Here is a 20058-nt window from a genome sequence, read left to right on the forward strand (position 1 = left end):
GAAGACCATGGCCGAGTCCGAGAAGCCGGACACCAGGATGGTCGAGGCGCTGCGCGCCTCGCTCAAGGAGATCGAGCGGCTGCGGGAGCGCAACAGGACCCAGACCGCCGCGGCCCGGGAACCGATCGCGATCGTGGGCATGGCGTGCCGCTACCCGGGCGGAGTCCGCTCGCCCGGGGACCTGTGGCGTCTCGTCGCCGAGGGCCGCGACGGCATCGGCACGTTCCCCGAGGACCGCGGCTGGGACCCGGACCTGTACGACCCGGTGCCCGGCACCCCGGGCCGCTCCTCCACGGGCGAGGGGGGATTCCTCTACGACGCCGGGGACTTCGACGCCGCCTTCTTCGGCATCTCCCCGCACGAGGCACTGGTCATGGACCCGCAGCAGCGGCTCCTGCTGGAAGGGTCCTGGGAGGCGCTGGAGCACGCCGGCATCGACCCGACGTCGCTGCGCGGCAGCCCCACCGGGGTGTTCGCGGGTGTCATGTACCACGACTACTTCGGCAGTTTCGGCTCCGGCAGCGTCGTCTCGGGCCGGGTCGCCTACACACTCGGTCTGGAGGGGCCCGCCCTCACCGTCGACACCGCCTGCTCCTCGTCGCTGGTCGCGCTGCACCTCGCCGCGCAGGCGCTGCGCCAGGGCGAGTGCACCCTCGCCCTGGCCGGCGGAGTGACGGTCATGGCCTCACCCGGCACTTATGTCGAGTTCAGCCGGCAGGGCGCTCTCTCCCCGGACGGCCGGTGCCGGTCCTTCTCCGACGACGCGAACGGCACCGGGTTCTCCGAAGGCCTCGGTGTGCTGGTGTTGGAGCGGTTGTCGGATGCTCGGCGGTGGGGGCATCGGGTGTTGGCGGTGGTGCGGGGTAGTGCGGTGAATCAGGATGGTGCGTCGAATGGTCTGACGGCGCCGAATGGTCCGTCGCAGCAGCGGGTGGTGCGGCAGGCGTTGGTGTCGGCGGGGGTGTCGGGTGCTGATGTGGATGTGGTGGAGGGGCATGGTACGGGGACGGAGTTGGGTGATCCGATCGAGGCTCAGGCGTTGCTGGCTACGTATGGTCAGGATCGGCCGGGGGGGCGTCCGTTGTGGTTGGGGTCGGTGAAGTCGAATATCGGTCATGCGCAGGCGGCTGCGGGTGTGGCGGGTGTGATGAAGATGGTGTTGGCGTTGGGGGAGGGTGTGTTGCCCCGGACGTTGGGTGTGGGTGTGCCGTCGCGGAAGGTGGAGTGGGGTGTGGGGCGGGTTCGGTTGCTGGAGGAGGAGCGTTTGTGGGTGCGGGGTGAGCGGGTGCGTCGTGCGGGGGTGTCGTCGTTCGGGATCAGCGGGACCAACGCGCACGTGATCCTGGAGGAGGCCCCCGACGACGACACCTCGGACACCTCCCCCCGTACCGAGGCCGAACCCCCCGCACCGGCCGTGCTACTGCCCCTCTCCGCCCGTTCCGCGCGCTCCCTCCCCGCACAGGCCGAGCAGCTGCGCGACTTCCTCGACGCCCGTCCCGACCTGCCGTTGACCGCTGTCGCGAGGGCCCTGGGCACCCGGCGCGCGGCGTTCGGCCACCGCGCCGCCGTCGTCGGTGGGGACCGCGAGCAGCTCCGGGCCGGCCTGGACGCCCTCGCCACCGGACGTCCGTCGGCCGCCGTCGTCACCGGCCGGGCCCGCGCCGGTGGCCGCACGGCCTTCCTGTTCACCGGGCAGGGGGCGCAGCGTCCCGGCATGGGGCTCGAACTGCGCGCTCGTTACCCGGTGTTCGCCGAGACGTTCGACGCGATCGACGCTCGCCTCGGCCTGGACCTGGCGGGCGTGCTGAGCGGCGACGACACCGAGGTGGTGCACCGCACCCAGTACGCGCAGACCGCCCTGTTCGCCTACGAGGTGGCCCTTTTCCGGCTGCTGGAGTCCTGGGGGGTACAGCCCGATGTGCTGGCCGGGCACTCCGTCGGCGAGATCGCCGCCGCCCACGTCGCCGGAGTGCTGGACCTGGCCGACGCCTGCACCCTGGTCGCCGCACGCGGCCGGCTCATGCAGGCTCTCCCCGAGGGCGGCGCGATGGTGGCCGTGCAGGCGGGCGAGGACGAGGTCCGCCCGCTGCTGGACGAAAGGGTGGGCCTGGCGGCGGTCAACGCACCCGCGGCGGTCGTCCTGTCCGGGGAGCGCGAGGCGGTCCTCTCCGCCGCCGCGACGTTCGAGAGGACAAAGCGGCTCAGCGTCTCGCACGCCTTCCACTCCCCGTTGATGGACGGCATGCTCGACGACTTCCACACGGTCGTCGAGCGGCTGACCTTCCACGAACCCCGCGTCGACGTGGTCTCCGCGCTCACCGGACGTCCCGCCACCGGGGACCAGCTGCGCGACCCGCGGTACTGGGTACGGCACGCTCGCGGCACCGTCCGCTTCGCCGACGCCGTCGCCGCCCTCGCCGGGTCAGGCGTCACCCGCTACGTCGAGGTCGGTCCCGACGCCGTCCTGACCGGGCTCGGCCGGGAGTGCGTCGGCGAGGGCGACGCGGCGTTCGTGGCCCTGGGCCGGCGCCACGGCGCCGAACCGACGGTCCTGCTGTCCGGGCTCGCCCGGCTGCACGCCGACGGCCTGCCTCTGGACTGGGCGGCGCTCTTCCCCGGTACGGCCCGCGCCGAGCTGCCCACCTACGCGTTCCGGCACGAACGGTTCTGGCTGAACGCCGATGTCCCCCTCACCTTGGACAGGCCCACTCCGCAGCCGGCCGCCGCACATCCCGGCGGACCCGCCGCGGCCCCGGACGCGCGGAGTCTGCGGGAGCGGCTGGCGGCGGCCCCGGAGACCGAGCAGGATGCCCTGCTGGCCGACCTGGTGTGCGCCCAGACCGCCACGATCCTCGGACACGAGGGACCGGAGGCCGTCGAACCCGACGACGCCTTCCTGGAGATCGGCTTGGACTCGGTCTCCGCGGCCGAACTGCGCGGAGCCCTCGGCAAGGCCCTCGGCGTCACCGTCGCGGCCGGGGCCGTCTTCGACCACCGCACACCCGTCGCGCTCGCCGGCCACCTGCGCGAGCACCTCGCCGGGGGAGGCGCCCCCGAGCCGGCGGACGACGACATCGAATCGGTCAGCGGGCTGGTGCGGCGCGCGGCGGCCGGGGGCGCCTGGGAACGAGCCATGACGCTGCTGCACAGCGCGGCGGACATCCTGCCGGGCTTCTCCTCGGCGGCCGAGTTCGGCGACGTGAGCGATCCCGTGCGCCTGTCCACGGGAGACGAGGGGCCCCGCCTGTTCTGCCTGCCCTCCCCGATGGCGCTGGGCGGAGCCCACCAGTACGTGCGGTTCGCCCGGCACTTCCACGGTCGACGCGACGTCCTCGTACCGGACGTGCCCGGCTTCGTTCCCGGGGAGCCGCTGCCGCGCTCCGTCGAGGCGGTCGTGGAGGTCGTGGTCGAGGGCATCCAGCGGGCCTGCGCGGACGGCCGGCCGTACGTGCTCCTCGGATACTCCTCCGGCGGGCAGTTCGCCCACGCGGCGGCCGAGGCGATGGAGAAGGCCGGCCGGCCGGCTTCCGGGGTGGTCCTGCTGGACACCTATCTGCTCGCCGACGACGGCACCGAACAGCTCCGGCGCGAGATGTTCAACGGCATGCTCGACCGGGAATCGTCGGTGGGCGGCTTCGGCACCGCGCGCCTCGCCGCGATGAGCCGCTACAGCGGTCTGATCCCGCACTGCCTGCCGGGCGCGCTGACCGCTCCGGTGCTGTTCGTCCGGCCGGAGGAGCCCTTCGCGCCCGGCCTCGACGGCTGGCAGGCGGTCTGGGACGGCACGCACGAACTCGCCGAGGTGCCCGGCACGCACTTCACGATCATGGAGGACAGGGCCGGGTCCACCGCCGGAGCGGTGGAGAAGTGGCTGTCCGGCATCGCGGTGCCCTGACACGGAGAGCGCCGGAAGGCGACCGTCGGCCGTGTGGCGCCGGCGACAGCCACCGAACCCGCCGCGGGGCGGCGGCCGAACGGCCCCCGCCCCGCGGCTCGGTCACTCACCCGCCTCACGGAAATGCGACATCCATGCTTCGATATCGCAGCGGATACCGTCCGGATCCAGACCCAATCGCACGGCGATCTCCTCCGCGGCCACTTCCGTCTGCCAATCACTGCGCTGCAGGGCCAGCCACATCGTCGTGCCGCGAGGGCCGCACCTGTGGCGTTTTCCGGTGAGCGGTACGAAGAGTTCCAGGTACCCGTCGGGCTGCACGCTGGCGATCAGCCCGTGGTCACGCCCCATGCCGCACCGGCCTTGCGTGTGCGGTGCCGTAATGCCTCTCGGCCGTGGGGAGGCCGGCTGTCCTGGACACAGAGAATCCCATCCCTCGACGGTTTTTCGGATACTTCGACGTTACCCGTTCATCCACACTGTGGCACTCGCGGTGACCGCATTTTTACGGTGGGGTAAACGATTCGGACAGGGGGCCGGCAGATGTACTGTCCTACGGGTATTTCTGCCACCTTGACAGAGCGTCAGTAATATCTGCGAAGAAATGCGCTGCACCATTGTTCTTCCGACCTGTGTCCGTCGCGGGCGGGCGGGGATTCCCACGGCGTCCCGCTGCAGCCGACAGGGTGCCTCCTGGCCCGTCAACACCTTGTCAGGGCCCACCGGTGACGGATTCCTCCAGCCGCCGGGCCCGGTCGGCCCGGATCATCCGCAGTGCGGGGACACCCGCGTCCGGCTCGACACCGGCAACACCACGCGATATGCGCCATGACATAAAACCTTCGCACGACTCCACATACATGCGGTGCGGGGGTAGAGAAACCTCTACCTCGAATCGACGGTATAAGGCCAATGTGCGGCGGTCCCGATCCTCCTAATCTGATCCGCAGACACCGCGTTCGAAGCGCGTCATTTCATTGGGGAGCCCGATGCACACATCACATGACCTCCGCCGGTCGGAGGCGGTACGGCTGGACACCGTGTCCAAGATCTACGGACGAGCGGACAGTCAGGTGGCCGCGCTCCGGGAACTTTCCATGAGCTTCGCCGACGCCACCTTCACCGCGGTGATGGGACCTTCCGGCTCCGGCAAGAGCACCTTCCTGCACTGCGCCGCAGGCCTGGTCCGGCCCACCTCCGGAACCGTCACCGTCGGCGGCACCGACCTCGCCGGCCTGGACGACACCCAGCTGACCGTGCTCCGCCGCGACCGGATCGGCTTCATCTTCCAGTCGTTCAACCTGCTGCCCGCACTGACGGTGATGCAGAACATCACCCTCCCGCTGCAACTCGCCGGGAAGCGGCCCGACAAGAAACTGATCCAGAACGTCGTGCAGCGCGTGGGCCTCGCCGACCGCCTCGGCCACCTGCCCTCCGAGTTGTCCGGCGGCCAGCAGCAGCGCGTCGCCATCGCGCGCGCCCTGGTCACCCGGCCCGCGGTCGTCTTCGCCGACGAGCCCACCGGCGCCCTGGACACCCGCACCGCGGCGGCCGTGCTCTCCCTGCTGCGCGAGTCCGTCGACACGGCCGGCCAGACCCTGGTCATGGTCACCCACGACCCGGTGGCCGCCTCGTACGCCGACCACGTGGTCTTCCTCGCCGACGGAGCCCTCGCCGGCGAACTGCACCGGCCGACGGCCGACGCTGTCGCGGCACGGATGACACGGCTCGGCGCCTGGGAGGACGAGAACCGCGTGCAGGCCGCACCGATGACGTCCGGAGGGATGTACTGATGTGGCGGCTCGCCCTGCGCACCCTGAGGTTCCGGCGGACCAGCTTCGTCGCGACCTTCCTCGCGATGTTCCTCGGCGCCGCGATCGTCATCGGCTGCGGAGGCCTGATGGAGACCGGCGTCCGGATGGCCGCCGACCCGCTGCGCCTGAACGGCGCCCCGATCGTGGTGACCGGCGAACAGACCTACGAGGGCGCCGCCCTGACGGAACGACACCGTATCGACCCCGCGCTGGTCGATGAGGTGGCCCGGACCAAGGGCGTCCGCGATGCCGTCGGCGACGTGTCCTTCCCCGCCACCGTCCTCAAGGACGGCAAGGCGCTGACCGGTGAGGACGCCTCGTACGGCCATGGCTGGGCCGGTGCCCGGCTCACCCCCTATACCCTCGCCGCCGGTGAATCCCCCGTTACCGGCGGCGAGGTCGTCCTCGACTCCGGACTCGCCGAGCGCGCCGGCGCACGCCCGGGCTCGGCCGTCCAGATCGTCGTCAACGGCGACACCCGGCGGTTCACGGTCAGCGGTGTCGCCGGCCGGCGCGGCGACGACAACCCGGACGCCGCGGTGTTCTTCAGTGACGAGCAGGCCCGCAGCCTGGCCGGCGGCCGGATCGACTCCATCGGCGTACTGCCGGAGAAGGGCGCGGACACGGCGGCGGTCGCCGACGTGGTGCGGTCCGCCGTCGGCGACCGGGCCGAGGTGCTCACCGGCGAGCGGCGGGGCCTGGCGGAACTGCCCGGCACCCTCTCCAGCCAGCGCACCGTCGTGATCCTGGCGGCGATCTTCGGCTCGTCCGTGGTGCTGATCGTGATGTTCGGCGTCGCCTCCACCCTCGGGCTGTCGCTCCAGCAGCGCACCCGGGAGATGGCTCTTCTGAGGGCCGTGGGCTCCACCTCGCAGCAACTGCGCCGAATGATCCTCACCGAGACGGCGGTGCTCTCGGTGGGCTCGGTACTGCTCGCCCTGTATCCGGGATATCTGCTCGGCCGGCTGCTCTTCGGCGTGCTCACCTCCAGCGGCGTCGTCTCGTCGGCGATCGTCTACCACGCGGGCTGGATGCCGATGGCCGTCGGCGCCGTCGTCACCGTGCTCGCCGCAGCCGGGGCCACCCGCTTCGCGGGCCGCCGCGCCGCCCGCACCGAGCCGGTCGCCGCCCTGGCCGAGAGCGCGGTGGGCACCCGCTGGTTCAGCGTTCCGCGGCTGCTGATCGCCCTGTTCTTCCTCGCCAACGGCGTCGGCCTCGCCGTCGCCACCGCCACGGTGATGGAGGACGGCCCCACGCTCGCCAGTACCGCGGGGCCCGCCTCCGTGCTGTTCTGCATCGGTCTGGCGCTGCTCGCCCCCGGGATCACCAAGGCGATGGTCTTCCTGCTGAAGCTCCCGGTGCGCGCCTTCTCCGGCATCCCGGGGATGCTCGCCCTGCGCAACGCCACCACGGCCAACGTCCGTATGGCGGGGGCCGTCGCGCCCATCGTCCTGCTGATCGGCATCGCCACCGGGACCCTCTACATGCAGGCGACCGAGGACCACGTCTCCCAGAGCTCCTACGACCAGAACGTCCTGGCCGACTACGTCCTCGACTCCACCACGGGCGGATTCGCCCCCGGCGTCGTCGACCGGGTCCGGGCGACCCCCGGCGTGGCCGCGGCCTCGGAGTTCGTCACCAGCCGCGGATTCGTCGACGCCCCCGACGGGCCGGCCGACGCCGAACTGCGGGGCGTGTCCGCCGACGGCGTGCGGCAGAGCCTCGATCTGCGGCCCGTCGCCGGGTCGCTGTCCGGTCTGCGCGGCGACACCGTCGCGCTCTCCGACAAGAAGGCCGAGGAATACGGCGTGGGGGTCGGCGACCGGTTGCCGCTGCGCCTCGGCGACGGCACCGCCGTACGCCCCACCGTCGTCGCTCTCTACACCGACAACCCCAAGCAGCAGTACGTGACCCTGCCCGTGGCGACTCTGGCTCCGCACACGAGTGAGGGGCTCCCGCTCCAGATCCTGGTCCGCTCCGGACCGGGTGGCCCGGACGGAGTCCGCGACGCACTGGCCGGGCTGGCGGCGAGCGTGCCGGGTACCGAGCTGGACGACGGCGACTCACTGGCCGGCCGGAACAACCAGATCCAGCAGATCCTGGTCGCCGCGAACTATACGATCGTGGCCATGATCGTCGGATACGCCGCCATCACCGTCGTCAACACCCTCGTGGCGGTGACGCGCAAGCGCCGCGCCGAGTTCGGCCTCCAGCAGCTGACGGGGGCGACGCGCCGTCAGGTGCTCGGCATGCTGACCGTCGAGGGCGTACTCATCGGAATCATCGCCACCGTCCTCGGCACGATCGCCGCCGCGACCACCATCGTGCCCTACAGCATGGTGAAGTCCGACTCGTATCTGCCCTCCGGGTCCCCCGGCATCTACCTCGCCATCGTCGGCGGGTCCCTGGTGCTGGTCTTCGGCGCCACGCTCCTGCCCTCGTGGCGCGGCATGCGCACGCCCGCCGTCGACACGGTGAAGGCCGCGTGAGCCGTATCCGAACCGGGCCGTCCCCGGCACCCCCGTACGGGGACGGCCCTTCCCCCGCCCTTCCCCACAGGTGGGAGGGCGGGCGCGCGCGGCTGGTCCGGTCCGCCCAGGACACCATGGTCGGCGCGCTGATCGCCGTCGGAGCACTCGCCTCGGTCGTCCTGTTCGTCACGACCACGTACTTCGTCATCCTGTGCCTCATCGGGATCGGCTTCCTCGCCCTGCCCCACCTGACCACCGCGGTGCGCCGGGTCTGCGACCTGAACCGGCGTGCCGCCGCCCGCTCCGGGGTCCCGGTGGAGCGGCCGTACCGGCCGGCACCCGAGGAGATCGAACGGGACATCGTCGGATGGGTGCGCCGCTGCAAGTGGATCCTGGCCGACCCGGCGACCTGGCGGGACCTGCTGTGGCTGCTCCTCAACAGCGGTGTCGGCCTGCTGCTCGGCTGCGCTCCGGCCGCGATGCTGTACTACGCGGGGGAGGGGCTGGCGTTGGCCTGCGGGCTGTGGCGGCCCGTCGCCGCCGACGGCGTGGGCCGCTGGTATACGTTCATCACCGTCGACAGCTGGCCTGCCGCCCTCGCCGCGGCCCTGGCGGCACTCGTCGTGTTCGCCGGCTGGCTCCACCTCAGCCCCTGGGTGCTCAAGGGCTACGCCTACTTCGTCCTGTTCCTGCTGGGCCCGACCCAGCGCGGGCGTCTGGCATCCCGGGTGCGGCACCTGGCGGAGACGCGCTCCGGCGCGCTCGACATCCAGGCCGCCGAACTGCGCCGCATCGAACGCGATCTGCACGACGGCGCCCAGGCCCGGCTGGTCAGCCTCGGCCTTACCCTCGGAGCCGTCGACCGGCAGCTGGACCGGAACACCGAAGAGGCCCGCCGCCTGCTGCACGACGCACGCAGCTCCTCCGTACAGGCGCTGCGTGAGCTGCGCGGCCTGGTCCGGGGCATCCATCCCCCGGTGCTGGCCGAGCGTGGACTCGCCGACGCCGTGAGGGCTCTGGGCCTGGCCAGCCCGCTGCCCGTCACGGTCACGGCGGACCTGCCCGGGAAACTGCCCGATCCGGTGGAGTCCGCGGTCTACTTCTCGGTATCGGAGCTGCTGACCAACGCGCTCAAGCACGCCGATGCCCGACAGGTCGAGGTGGCTCTCCGGTACGCGGACGGCGCCCTGCACGGGCAGGTCACCGACGACGGCCGAGGGGGCGCCGAGATGTCGGCCGGGAGCGGTCTGGAGGGCATCCGGAGGCGGCTGGCATCCTTTGACGGCGTCCTGGAGATCAACAGTCCCCCGGGCGGTCCGACCGTCATGAAAATGGAGCTGCCGTGCGTGTCGTCCTCGCCGAAGACCTCTTCCTCCTGAGGCAGGGAATCATCCAACTGCTGGAGGCCTATGACTGCGAGGTGGTCGCCGCCGTGGACAACGGCACGGATCTGAGACGGGCCATCGCGGAACACCGCCCCGACGTGGCCGTGGTGGACGTCCGCTTACCACCGACGTTCACCACCGAGGGCCTGGAGGCGGCCCTGCTCGCCCGCCGCGAGCAGCCCGGTCTGCCTATCCTCGTCCTGTCCCAGCACGTCGAGCAGATGTACGCCCGCGAACTGCTGGCCGACGGCACCGGCGGCATCGGCTATCTGCTGAAGGACAGCGTCCTCGACGACGGGCAGTTCATCGACGCCGTCCGCCGGGTCGCGGCCGGCGGCATGGCCATGGACCCCACCGTCGTGGCCCAGCTGATGACCTCCCACTCCCGCGACGAGCCGCTGTCCGCGCTGACCGCCCGGGAACGCGAAGTGCTGGAACTCATGGCGGAGGGATGCTCCAACACCGCCATCGCCCAACGGCTGACCGTCTCCGAGGGCGCGGCGGCCAAACACATCTCGAACATCTTCTCCAAACTGATGCTCCCCCCGTCGAGCGACAGCAACCGCCGCGTCCTGGCGGTCCTGGCCTACCTCAACGCCTGAGTCCCGCCCGCCGTCCCCGGGTCTGGGGGCGGTAGGGGTGTGGCCCGCGCACCCGGCCGGTGAGACTGCTGGGGCACGCCCGGTCCGCGCCGCCGCCACGAGGGGAACCGCACTCCATGACCACGTCGGCCGAGCTCAACCGCCTGTGGATCCGCCGTTACCACCCCCGCCCGGACGCGGCGGTCAGGGTGGTGTGCCTGCCACACGCGGGCGGGTCGGCGAGTTTCTACCGGTCCGTGTCGGCCGGCCTGCCCGCCGACACGGACGTGCTCGCCGTGCAGTATCCGGGGCGTCAGGACCGGCGGGCCGAACCCTGCGTCGCCACGATCGCCGCCCTGGCCGACCAGGTTACCTCCGTACTCCTGGAGTGGACGGACCGTCCGTTGGTCCTGTTCGGGCACAGCATGGGAGCGACCCTCGGGTTCGAGGTCGCGCGTCGCCTCGAGCGCGACCACGGCGTCGTGCCGCACGCCCTGTTCGCCTCCGCGCGCCGGGCCCCCGCCGCACCGCGCACGGAGACCGTTCACCTGCGGGACGACGACGGCATCGTCGAGGAGATGAGGCTGCTGAGCGGTACGGAATCGGCCATCCTCGACGACCCTGAACTGATCCGCATGGCCCTGCCGGCGATCCGCGCCGACTACCGCGCCGCTGAGACCTATGTCTACGAGCCGGGCCCCCCGCTGCACTGCCCGGTGTGGAGCCTCGTGGGCGACAACGACCCCAAGGTCACCCTCGACGAGGCACGGGCCTGGTCGCGGCACACGGAACGGGCCTTCGAGTTCCGCGTCTTCGGAGGCGGCCACTTCTACCTCGTCGCGCACCAGCAGGAGATCCTCCGAATGATCGCCGAACGGGCGGCCGTACCGGTGGGCACGGGCTGACCGGCCTGCCGGCGAGGAGTCGTCTGGGCGATCCCTCCCGGATCTCCTGACGTGTGCGGGGGTGTCGGGGCCAGGCTGTCTGTATGGGCCGTGGGGATCCGACGAATGCGGAGTGGGACCGGCTGGAGTCGTTCCTGCCTCCCGGTGGTGCCCGCGGGGGCCGGGGGAGTGACCACCGTCGGGTGATCAACGGGGTGCTCTACCGGGTCCGGACGGGCGTGCGGTGGAGGGATCTACCGGAGCGGTCCGGCCGTGGGAGACCGTTTGGAAACGCCATCGCAGCCGGCCGGGCGGTCCGTTCTGGATCTGGGGGCAGGAATGGGTGTGTCGTCGTTCGCGCTCGCCGACGTCGGTGCGCAGGTCGTGGCCGTCGACGCCCCACGCCCTCGTCGGACCCGCTGGAGGGCAGGCGCGGTGACCGCGATGTCGACGCGGTCGAAGCCGATTTCCGGGATCTTCAGCGCGATTCCCCGTTCGACGTCGTCACCCTGTCCAAGAACACGTTCGTGCTGGCCCAGAGCCACGAGGAGAAGATCGATCTCCTCCGTGCCATCGGACGGCACCTCAGGCCGGGAAGTGCGGCCTTCCTCGACACCGACCCCAACGGATACCTCCGTGCGGACGGGGACGCCACCACCGTCACCTACCCCCTGATCCAGGGCCGGCGCGTGCCGGTACGCGGTGTGTCAGGCGGGCGTGGCCCCCGGGTCGGTGGGCACATGGTCGGTGCCTTCCCTGATCACGAGGTCGATCAGGCCGGGGAAGCGGCGGTCGAGCTCTTCCTTGCGCAGGGTGTTGATGCGGCGAGTGCCGACATCGTGCTGCCGGATCAGGCCGGTCTCGCGCAGGATGCGGAAGTGTCGGGTGAGGGCTGATCTCGTGACGTCCTGGTAGAAGCCGCTGCAAGCCAGGCCCGGGCGCGAGGAGAGGGTCATCACGATGCCGAGCCGGACCGGGTCCGCCAGCGCACTCATGATCTTGAACAGGTCGAGTTCTTCTTCGTCCGGATGGAGGAGCGGGGAGGACGTGCGGCTGGCCATGGTCCGAGCATACTGTCCACTCAACCCTATGTTCGCGTGTGCGCGTACATAGACTACAGTAGCGATGCGGGGGGCATCTTGTTCCATTAAGGGCCTTTAAGTAAGGAATCATTGTTTATGACCTCTTCGTCAGCCGCACCGGCTTCAGACGTTGTCTCCCTTTTCTCGCCGGTTACTCTCGGTGACATCGTGCTCGCCAACCGCGTCGTCATGGCGCCCCTGACCCGGTCGCGGTCCGGCTCTTCCGGGGTTCCGGGGGACCTGGTGGTCGAGCACTACCGGCAGCGGGCGAGTATCGGGCTGATCATCACCGAGGGCACCTACACCAGCCACGAATCGCAGGCCTTCGTCGGACAGCCGGGCATGGTCACAGATGAGCAGGTCGCCGGCTGGCGAAGGGTAGCCGAGGCGGTGCACGCCCGCGGTGGCCGCGTCGTGATGCAGCTCATGCACGGCGGACGTGCCACTCATCCCGACATCAACGGCGGCCGCCGCGTCGTCGCCCCCAGCGCGCTCGCGATCGACGCCGAGACGCACACGGAGACGGGCAAGAAGCCCTACCCGGTGCCGGAAGCGCTGACCGTCGAGGAGGCCCGGACGGCCCTGGAGGACTTCGTCGCCGCCGCCCGCAGGGCCGTAGAGGCGGGAATGGACGGTGTCGAGATTCACGGCGCCAACGGCTACCTGCTGCACGAGTTCCTCTCCCCGGCGTCCAACCGGCGCACCGACGAGTACGGCGGTTCACCGGAGAACCGCGCTCGCTTCGTCGTCGAGGTGGTCACGGCTGTGGCGAACGCCGTAGGCGCCGGGCGCGTCGGGCTGCGCATCTCGCCTGAACACAACATCCAGGATGCCTTGGAGACCGACCGCGACGACGTTCTGGCCACCTACGGCACCCTGCTCGATCAGTTGCGCCCGCTGGGCCTGGCCTACCTCTCCGTGCTGCACAAGGAACCGGAAGGGCAGCTGGCCCAGGAGCTGCGCCGACGCTTCGGCGGCAAGGTGATCGCCAACAGCGGTTTCGCCTCGGTCACCACACGTGACGAGGCGGCGCGGTTGATCGAGGCCGCCCACGCCGACGCCGTAGCCGTCGGCCGCGCGGTCATCGCCAACCCCGACCTGGTCGAGCGCTGGCAGGGTGAGCACCCGGAGAACGAACAGCGGCCCGCACTGTTCTACGCGACGGGCGCCGAAGGCTACACCGACTATCCCTTCCTCCGGGCGAGCTGAAGCGTCTGACGACGGGCTCCCCACGCGGCCGCGGGTTGGCCGCGACCGAAGAGTCGGCCTGCGGCCGCGGGGGAGCCGTCCCGGCCGTCGCTCGTCAGGCGTAGTGCCGGTGAGGCGCGTACGGGGTCCACCAGGAGCTTCACGCCATTGACCGGCGGTAGCGGCGGTGTCGCCCGCCGGCCGCCGCCACGGTGGCCCTGTCAGCAGGGAAGCACGACAGCGCCGGCTCCCCGAGATGCGGGAGCCGGCGCTGCCTCTGTCAGCGGCTACGGGTTGACGCAGCCGATCGAGCCGACCGGGAGGTTGTTACCGGTCGATGTCGCTGTGAATCCGAAGGTGACGCTGCCGTCCGGTGGGATGGACCGGTTGTAGTCGAGACTCCTGACCGTGACCGTGCCGTCGGACCCAGTGTTCAGTGCGCCGTTCCACACGCTGCTGATCTTGGCTCCGGCGCCGGGTGTCCACTTCACCGCCCAGCCGTCACGCGCCGTCGTGCCGTGGTTCATGACCTCGACGGACCCCTGGAATCCGCCGCTCCAGTAGTTGGTCACGCGGTAGACGGCCATGCACCCGCTGTGCGGGTCGGTCGGCGTGGGGGTCGGGTCCGGGGTCGGTGTGGGCGTCGGGTTCGGGGTGCCACCCGAGCCCCGGATGCCGGTGACCTCGCCGTTGCCGCCGTCGAAGACGACGTCGGAGCAGGAGAAGAAGTTCTCCTGGCTGTCGGAGCGCACCCACTGGATGAACATCACCGCGTCACCCGAGCGGCCCGAGGGCAGGTCCAGATCCCAGTAGTAGTGGCCGCCGTCCGTGCCCGGGGAGCCCGTCTGGGGCGGGTCGGTGACGGTCTCGATCAGGTCCAGGTCGTCCCAGCCCAGCTCGGTGCTGGGCGAGTAGCCGGGCTTGGACAGGTACACCCGGAAGGAGCCCGGGTGCGCGGCCCAGTTGCTGTGCTTGACCTGGATCGTCCGGCCGGCTGTCAGGTGCGTCCGGGGCCAGTCGGAGCGGGCGGCGTTGTATCCGGTGAAGTTGTACGGCGACCGGTCGCCGGCGCTGCACAGCTTTCCGTCCGGGACGTAACCGGCCCCTCGTCCACCCGCGTTGGAGTCGAGCACGGCGAACCAGTTGTACAGCGCCGTCGAGCCGCTCTCGCTGAGCGCGGCCTTGCACGCCGGGTTGGTCGGGTCCAGGGAGCCGGTGCTGGTCTTGGCGTCCAGCCAGCAGAGGTAGGTACGCGAGCCCGGAGTCATCGTCACGCCGTGCGCCTGCGCGTTGCCCTGGCCCAGCAGGGTCAGGGCGATTCCGCCGAGCAGGGTCGCGAACACCGCTGCCAGGGAAACAAGTTGTCTCTTGCGTCGAGCCATGGTGTCTCCTGTGCCTGTGTGGGGACTTCTTCCGATTGCGCCTGTCTCCTTCTGTCACCGTCCGGTGAGGGAACCCTCGCCCTGCGGGGAAGGCGCCCGTCTTGATGGGCGAGGGGTCTGGGGGTGCCGTACGCGGACCGGGGCGGCGGTGAACCCGGGGCGGTTCGGCGGCGAGGCGGGCGGGGAGCGCGGGGCCCGCCCCGTACGTGCGGGGAGGTGAGGGGGCGGGCCCGTGGTCGTGCGCCGGACTCAGGCGCAGCGGGCGCCGTTGAGGCTGAATCCGGACGGCTGCGAGAACGTGCCGCTGTAGGTCCCCTGGAAACCGAACGTCTGGCTGGCGCCGGCCGCTATCCGGGCGCTGTGCGCGAGGCCGGTCGCCGTCACCGCTCCGGACGGCCCGCTGACGGTGGCGCTCCACGCGTTGGTGACGCGTTGCCCGGAGGGCAGGGTGAAGGACAGCTTCCAGGAGTCGACGGGCGTCGAACCGGTGTTGGCGACCGTGACGTCGGCGGTGAAGCCGCCGGTCCAGACGTTCGTCGCGTAGGTCACCTTGCAGGCCGTCACCGGGTCCCCGGGCCCACTCGGATCGCCGGTGCCCGGAGTCCCGAGGTTCACGGCCGAGGAGAAGGAGTTCACCGCGAGCCCGGCACCGTTCTGCCATGGCTCGAAGCCGGCCTGGACACTGGTGAGATACCAGTTGTTCTGGGCCATGCCGCGGGAGACGGTGTTCCGGACGAAGTCCATGACGTCGAAGCTCCAGCCGGCGACGGCCGACGGGGCGACGAAGGAGATGACGTCGTTGGAGCCGTTGCAGCCCGTCCACACCTGCCAGGTGCGCCCGCCCACGGAGGTGGTGCCGACCTGCGAGCCGATCGGCTGGATCGGGCCGACCTTGTTGAACCAGATCATGATCTCGGTGCGGCCCACACCGTCCTTCTTGGGCGTGGGGTCCAGCCAGATGTCGTACGACGCGTTGTACACCGCGTCGCCGACATAGCCGTAGGAGATGCTGCTGGGGGCGCTGGCGATACCGCTGACCTGCGCCGGGAGGTTCGTCCCGGGCGAGCAGTTTGTGTAGTGACAGCCGTTGAAGACCGAGGGATAGGACTTCGGGGCGCCGTTCGTGGGGACGGAGCCGTCGGCCTGGGTCACCCTGAAGCCGCTGTCGGTAGCGGTGACGCACTGGGGGGCGCTGGTGCCCCAGCGGTTGTTCTGGATCACGTAGCGGCCCTGGATCGTCGTCGAACCGTACTGTTCGCAGACCAGGGTGTCCGCGTGGGCCGCCGGAGCAGCGGCCAGGACGGCCGCCACGCTGGCGAGAGCGAGGAGCAGCGTGCGGAGCAGGCTGCGCGAGGTTCTGGGGCCGTGGGGTGACGCTCGCATGCGGGGCCTCTCCAGGAGGGATGACCGGGTGGGGCGATCAGGGAATCGGGAGCGCCCCAGCCGTCTTGACTGGGAGCGCTCCCACCCGCGGTTCGTAGGGGACTGTAGGAGCGTCGGTGTCTCCCTGACAACCCATCGGGACGGAATGCGGCAAACGGATTCCAAGGGGCAGGTCAGGGGCAGGGGTTGAGCCGCACGACTTTGGGAGCGCTCCCGGGGTGGGGCGCCATGAGAGCTCCGGCGCCTCCACACCGGGCCGGTCCGCCGGCCATCGGCAGGGTGCGCGAAGGCGGCTCGGGCCGACTCGTAAACAGCCGGCCCGGCCCTCCACCGGAGGGCCGGGCCCTGCGCGCCTCCCGCATCTCGTGGCACGAAGCCGTCTACTGAGACTGTTCAGCCCAGTTGGCACTCCGTGCTGCTGGGGTGTCACCACTGAGCAGCCCAATTGACACGCAGGTGCTTCTACGGTTGATCTGCGGCCTTCTCAGATCTCGTGCGCGCAGATACACGGCTCGGCTGTGTCTGCCGTGAACTTCCGGCTTGTAGGGCTGCGACTTCGCCCCGCAGTTCGGTCAGTTCCCGGTGCAGTGCCTGGATGGCGACGATGGCCACCCCGTTGGCATCGGTGCAGCAGATCGTCCGATCGTTCTCACCGACCCCGAACGCTTTCCACCAGTCCTGCGCCATGGGGCCCAGATGACGTACGTGCGGCGGGTCCCAGTGGTACCGCCACGTGCTGACCGGCAGCTGCACCACCTGTTCCAGTACCTGGTAACCGTTGACCGGACCGCTACCGCGTACGGCACCCGACACGGCACCGGACGCCAGACCAGCCGCAGAAACCCTCTGACGCAGGCGCATCCTGACCAGTACCGACATACCTGTCCTGGCCAAGGATCCTTTCAACCGCCGGTAGCTCATCGCTCCCAGACCACCGCGGTGACCTCAGTCTTCAGCTCACGATCCGAGAAGAGCAGGCTGCCTCCGCCACCGCGGTTCTGCGGACTGTTCACCGGAAGCTGGACCAGACCGCTACCCATCCCGCTGCTGTGAGCCGTCGCGCCGACCGCCGTGACCACACGGTCTTTGTTGATCATCGTGGTGTCGTAAGCGGCGTTGCCTGCCGCCAGAACGTTCGTGCTCGCGACGGCCGGGACGCTCAATGCCCCCGTACCGGCAGCCGCCGTAGCTGTCAGCACAAGTAGGCGGCGGGCAACGCGTTTCGTGGACATCCAGCATCCTTCCAACCGGGACGCCGAGTGCGTCCGCGACACCCCTAACGGCCTATTGCCTTAAAAGGCACGTAGGTTTCCGCGGCTCCCCTGGCCCACGCTCGCAGCACGATCGGCGCCCCACCCGGCGCACCGTCGACGTCGAGGACGAGCAGCAGTCCCCATCTCTCGTTCGCGTTGTGCCTCCGCGCGCGGTGACGTGCGTCATATCGTTGCTGTCGCAACAGCAGTCGGGCAGGGGGCCGAGGGCAGGAGGCGCCGCAGCGTCAGCCCCTCGTCGCGTGGATGATCACTCAGGGCATGGGCCTGTCAGTACCTTCCCCCAGGACAGGGCGCGAAAGGACTTGCCGCAGGTGGCCTTCGGGGTGCGTGGCCCGATTTCCGGCCAGCCCGTACGTGTGACCGTGGTCACGGACGTCCTTCGCCGGTGCTGCGTAGGCTTGGGCCGCCGCGGTGGGGTCCGTGAGGGGGTGTGGCCCTTCTCCGATCGCCTGACGGAGTGTCAGGAAAGTCGGCAAGTGGTCAGCATGAGTCCTGGAAAGCCTGGGGGGAGCTGCCCGGACGTGGGACTGGCTATAGGGTGTCGAAACAGCCCTTGACCTGCAAAAACGCAGGCAGGGAGCCTACTCGTGGGAGTGCCTTGATGTTGCGTACAATGTTCAAGTCGAAGATTCACCGGGCGACCGTGACCCAGGCCGACCTCCACTACGTCGGTTCCGTGACGGTCGACGCGGATCTGATGGACGCGGCCGACCTGCTGCCCGGTGAGCTCGTCCACATCGTCGACATCGACAACGGTGCCCGGCTCGAGACGTACGTCATCGAGGGGGAGCGCGGTTCCGGCGTCATAGGGATCAACGGCGCGGCCGCCCACCTCGTGCACCCCGGTGACCTGGTCATTCTGATCAGTTACGCCCAGGTCGACGATGCCGAGGCCCGTGCGCTGGTGCCGAGCGTCGTGCACGTCGACGCCGGGAACCGCGTCGTGGCCCTGGGGGCCGACGCGTCGGCCCCCGTGCCGGGCACCCGCACCGAGCGGAGCCCGCACGCCGTTCCCACGCGCGACTGATTCCCTCGTAATCGCGTCCACCCAGCAAGGGAGCCGTCATGGCAGCAGAGAACCTCACCTTCGAGATCCGTGACGACCGGGGGCACGGCAAGCTCGTGGCGTACGAGGGTGGTGCGGCCGCCGGAGTCATCGCGTACTTCGTGATGACTCCCGAGCCCGGCGCCCTCGTCCCCGTGCACACCGTCGTCGAGCCGGCGCACGAGGGCAAGGGCATCGCGGGTGCCCTGGCCACGGAGTTCTACGGCATGGCGGCACGGGAGGGCGTTCCGGTCGTCCCGCTCTGCCCGTACGTCGTGAAGTGGGCCCAGCGCCACCCCGAGAAGGTTCCGGTAGCTCCCGACGAGCTCGTGAAGGAAGCACTTCGGCAGCTCGACTCGCATCCGGAGCTGCTCTGACGACTGGCGGAGGCCGCTGAGGCCTGGCGGGCCGAAGGCTCTTGAAGCCTGGCGGAGGCCGCCGGGCGGTACGGCAGGACGTGTGGATTCGGCAGGCGCGGGCAGCCGCACGGGGAGACGGTGGAGAAGAGATCCACGTACACGTTTCGCCGCTGTTGGAGGCCCGAGATGACCCATCCGTACCCCGACCCCGTACCGCCCGCGCCGACGCCCCCGCCCGGACCGCCGACGCCGGTGCCCTCCCCGCCGCCCGTGCCGCCGGGGCCCGTGCCTCCCGGTCCGGCGCCGGACCCGATACCGCAGCCGCCGAGCCCGGACCCGGAGCCCGTGCCCGAGCCGGAACCCTCCCCCCAGCCTGCCGGATGAGCCGCCGGTCAGGAGCTATCCCGCGGCCAGGACCACGTTCGCCCGCTCCGTGAGCACGGTCAGGACGCGGCCGGCCGCGGCCAGGTCCTCGGCAGGCAGATCCGCGTAGAGTCCGGCGGTGATCCGGGCCGTTCCGGTCCGGATCCCGTCCTGGCGGGCGCGGCCGGAAGCCGTGAGCTCCAGGCCTGCCCCGGTTTCCGCCAGCAGGCCGCCGTCGATCAGCGAGTCGACCGCCGCCTCGGCGGTCCCCGTCTCGATCTTGAGCGTGGAGGTCATCCGGTCCGTGAGCGCCCGCTTCGTCGCCCCGGCGCCGTCGGCGGTCGCGTTGAGCGCCACGGCCTGGTGGAACGTGGTCCCGGACCTGGCCAGCAGGCTTTCCAGTACGGCTCGCGTGGCGTAGTGCGCCTGGCCGATGATCTGGCCGTTGACGGTCGTGGTGGTCATGGCTGCTCCTCAGGGTGTGATGGCTCGTTCAGCAGTGCGGTCAGCTCCCGGACGAACGCCTCGGTTCCCGCCCCCCCGGCCCCGCCCAGCGGGGCCAGCAGCCGGTCCATGAGCTCCCGTACGACCGCGACCGCACGCACGGCTACCGCCTGCCCCTCGTCGGTGAGGGCCAGCTGGACCGCGCGGGTGTCGGCCGGATCGGGTGTGCGCTCGACGAGGCCGGCCGACTCCAGTGAGCGGGCCAGCTTCGACACGTACAGGGCTTCGAGCCCCGTGTGGTCCGCGAGCCGCCGCTGGCTGGGGCGCTCGCCGGCCTCGCGCATGCCGAGGAGCGATCCCATCAGCGAATACTGCGCATGGGTCAGGCCCAGTGGTGCGAGCGCCCTGTCCACCGCGACGCGCCATTTCATGGAGAGGCGCCAGACGAGGAAGCCGGGCGTCGGTCCTTCGGGGGTGCCGCTCAGGGGTGGGCTGTCCATGAAAGTAA

Annotated in this window: 17 protein-coding genes and 1 pseudogene; 10 read left to right on the forward strand and 8 right to left on the reverse strand. The window is 70.6% G+C overall.

What is annotated here, in order from left to right; all coding sequences use genetic code 11:
* The first annotated feature begins 7 nt into the window (after nucleotides 1-7).
* The gene (locus ACFWVP_RS25595; RefSeq protein ID WP_384500053.1) at nucleotides 8-3895 is read left to right on the forward strand and encodes a type I polyketide synthase; all 3888 of its coding nucleotides are present in this window, start codon (nucleotides 8-10) and stop codon (nucleotides 3893-3895) included.
* A gap of 102 nt (nucleotides 3896-3997) precedes the next feature.
* On the opposite strand, the gene ACFWVP_RS25600 is transcribed toward ACFWVP_RS25595, so the two are convergent.
* A complete protein-coding gene (locus ACFWVP_RS25600) occupies nucleotides 3998-4246 on the reverse strand; it encodes a hypothetical protein (protein ID WP_384500054.1) in 249 nt (82 codons plus the stop codon).
* Nucleotides 4247-4884: 638 nt separating this feature from the next.
* Between ACFWVP_RS25600 and ACFWVP_RS25605 the strand changes: the two genes are divergently transcribed.
* The 6 genes and pseudogenes from ACFWVP_RS25605 to ACFWVP_RS25630 all read left to right on the forward strand — a co-directional run.
* The gene (locus ACFWVP_RS25605) at nucleotides 4885-5688 is read left to right on the forward strand and encodes an ABC transporter ATP-binding protein (RefSeq protein ID WP_384500055.1); all 804 of its coding nucleotides are present in this window, start codon (nucleotides 4885-4887) and stop codon (nucleotides 5686-5688) included.
* Nucleotides 5688-8198 carry an FtsX-like permease family protein gene (locus ACFWVP_RS25610; RefSeq protein WP_384500057.1) on the forward strand — a complete coding sequence of 837 codons (2511 nt, stop codon included), beginning with the start codon at nucleotides 5688-5690 and terminating at the stop codon, nucleotides 8196-8198. Before ACFWVP_RS25605 ends, ACFWVP_RS25610 begins: the two co-directional genes overlap by 1 nt.
* A gap of 116 nt (nucleotides 8199-8314) precedes the next feature.
* On the forward strand, nucleotides 8315-9559 hold the full coding sequence (locus ACFWVP_RS25615) for a sensor histidine kinase (protein WP_384500099.1): 1245 nt from the start codon (nucleotides 8315-8317) through the stop codon (nucleotides 9557-9559).
* Complete coding sequence (locus tag ACFWVP_RS25620) at nucleotides 9523-10167, forward strand: response regulator (protein WP_384500059.1); 645 nt, start codon at nucleotides 9523-9525, stop codon at nucleotides 10165-10167. The genes ACFWVP_RS25615 and ACFWVP_RS25620 overlap by 37 nt, the downstream gene beginning before the upstream one ends.
* Before the next feature lie 116 nt (nucleotides 10168-10283).
* Nucleotides 10284-11051, forward strand: coding sequence for a thioesterase II family protein (locus ACFWVP_RS25625; RefSeq protein ID WP_384500061.1), 768 nt, complete (start codon nucleotides 10284-10286; stop codon nucleotides 11049-11051).
* Nucleotides 11052-11134: 83 nt separating this feature from the next.
* Nucleotides 11135-11355, forward strand: a pseudogene (locus tag ACFWVP_RS25630) (transposase); the annotation flags it as partial.
* A gap of 382 nt (nucleotides 11356-11737) precedes the next feature.
* Here ACFWVP_RS25630 and ACFWVP_RS25635 read toward each other — a convergent pair.
* On the reverse strand, nucleotides 11738-12091 hold the full coding sequence (locus ACFWVP_RS25635) for an ArsR/SmtB family transcription factor (protein WP_384500063.1): 354 nt from the start codon (nucleotides 12089-12091) through the stop codon (nucleotides 11738-11740).
* A gap of 117 nt (nucleotides 12092-12208) precedes the next feature.
* On the opposite strand from ACFWVP_RS25635, the gene ACFWVP_RS25640 reads away from it, so the two are divergent.
* The gene (locus ACFWVP_RS25640; protein ID WP_384500064.1) at nucleotides 12209-13321 is read left to right on the forward strand and encodes an alkene reductase; all 1113 of its coding nucleotides are present in this window, start codon (nucleotides 12209-12211) and stop codon (nucleotides 13319-13321) included.
* Between the two features lie 266 nt (nucleotides 13322-13587).
* Here the strand turns inward: ACFWVP_RS25640 and ACFWVP_RS25645 are convergent, their stop codons facing one another.
* The 4 genes from ACFWVP_RS25645 to ACFWVP_RS25660 all read right to left on the reverse strand — a co-directional run bounded on the left by ACFWVP_RS25645 (nucleotide 13588) and on the right by ACFWVP_RS25660 (nucleotide 17297).
* Complete coding sequence (locus ACFWVP_RS25645; protein WP_384500066.1) at nucleotides 13588-14682, reverse strand: lytic polysaccharide monooxygenase; 1095 nt, start codon at nucleotides 14680-14682, stop codon at nucleotides 13588-13590.
* A gap of 249 nt (nucleotides 14683-14931) precedes the next feature.
* On the reverse strand, nucleotides 14932-16065 hold the full coding sequence (locus ACFWVP_RS25650; protein WP_384500068.1) for a cellulose binding domain-containing protein: 1134 nt from the start codon (nucleotides 16063-16065) through the stop codon (nucleotides 14932-14934).
* Nucleotides 16066-16527: 462 nt separating this feature from the next.
* Entirely contained in the window at nucleotides 16528-16944 is a 417-nt protein-coding gene (locus ACFWVP_RS25655; protein ID WP_384500070.1) for a tail fiber domain-containing protein, read from the reverse strand.
* A gap of 38 nt (nucleotides 16945-16982) precedes the next feature.
* Nucleotides 16983-17297, reverse strand: a complete 315-nt coding sequence (locus ACFWVP_RS25660; protein ID WP_384500071.1) for a hypothetical protein — start codon at nucleotides 17295-17297, stop codon at nucleotides 16983-16985.
* Between the two features lie 643 nt (nucleotides 17298-17940).
* Between ACFWVP_RS25660 and panD the strand changes: the two genes are divergently transcribed.
* Nucleotides 17941-18366: an aspartate 1-decarboxylase gene (gene panD / locus ACFWVP_RS25665; RefSeq protein WP_384500073.1), complete on the forward strand. Its 426-nt coding sequence runs from the start codon at nucleotides 17941-17943 to the stop codon at nucleotides 18364-18366.
* 38 nt (nucleotides 18367-18404) lie between these two features.
* Nucleotides 18405-18761, forward strand: coding sequence for a GNAT family N-acetyltransferase (locus ACFWVP_RS25670; protein ID WP_384500075.1), 357 nt, complete (start codon nucleotides 18405-18407; stop codon nucleotides 18759-18761).
* A 381-nt stretch (nucleotides 18762-19142) separates the two neighbouring features.
* On the opposite strand, the gene ACFWVP_RS25675 is transcribed toward ACFWVP_RS25670, so the two are convergent.
* Both ACFWVP_RS25675 and ACFWVP_RS25680 read right to left on the reverse strand, forming a co-directional pair.
* Entirely contained in the window at nucleotides 19143-19571 is a 429-nt protein-coding gene (locus tag ACFWVP_RS25675) for a hypothetical protein (protein ID WP_384500077.1), read from the reverse strand.
* Nucleotides 19568-20035: a MarR family winged helix-turn-helix transcriptional regulator gene (locus tag ACFWVP_RS25680; RefSeq protein WP_384500100.1), complete on the reverse strand. Its 468-nt coding sequence runs from the start codon at nucleotides 20033-20035 to the stop codon at nucleotides 19568-19570. The genes ACFWVP_RS25675 and ACFWVP_RS25680 overlap by 4 nt, the downstream gene beginning before the upstream one ends.
* Nucleotides 20036-20058 lie beyond the last annotated feature (23 nt).

The sequence above is a fragment of the Streptomyces sp. NPDC058637 genome, assembly GCF_042717325.1.
Lineage (GTDB): Bacteria > Actinomycetota > Actinomycetes > Streptomycetales > Streptomycetaceae > Streptomyces.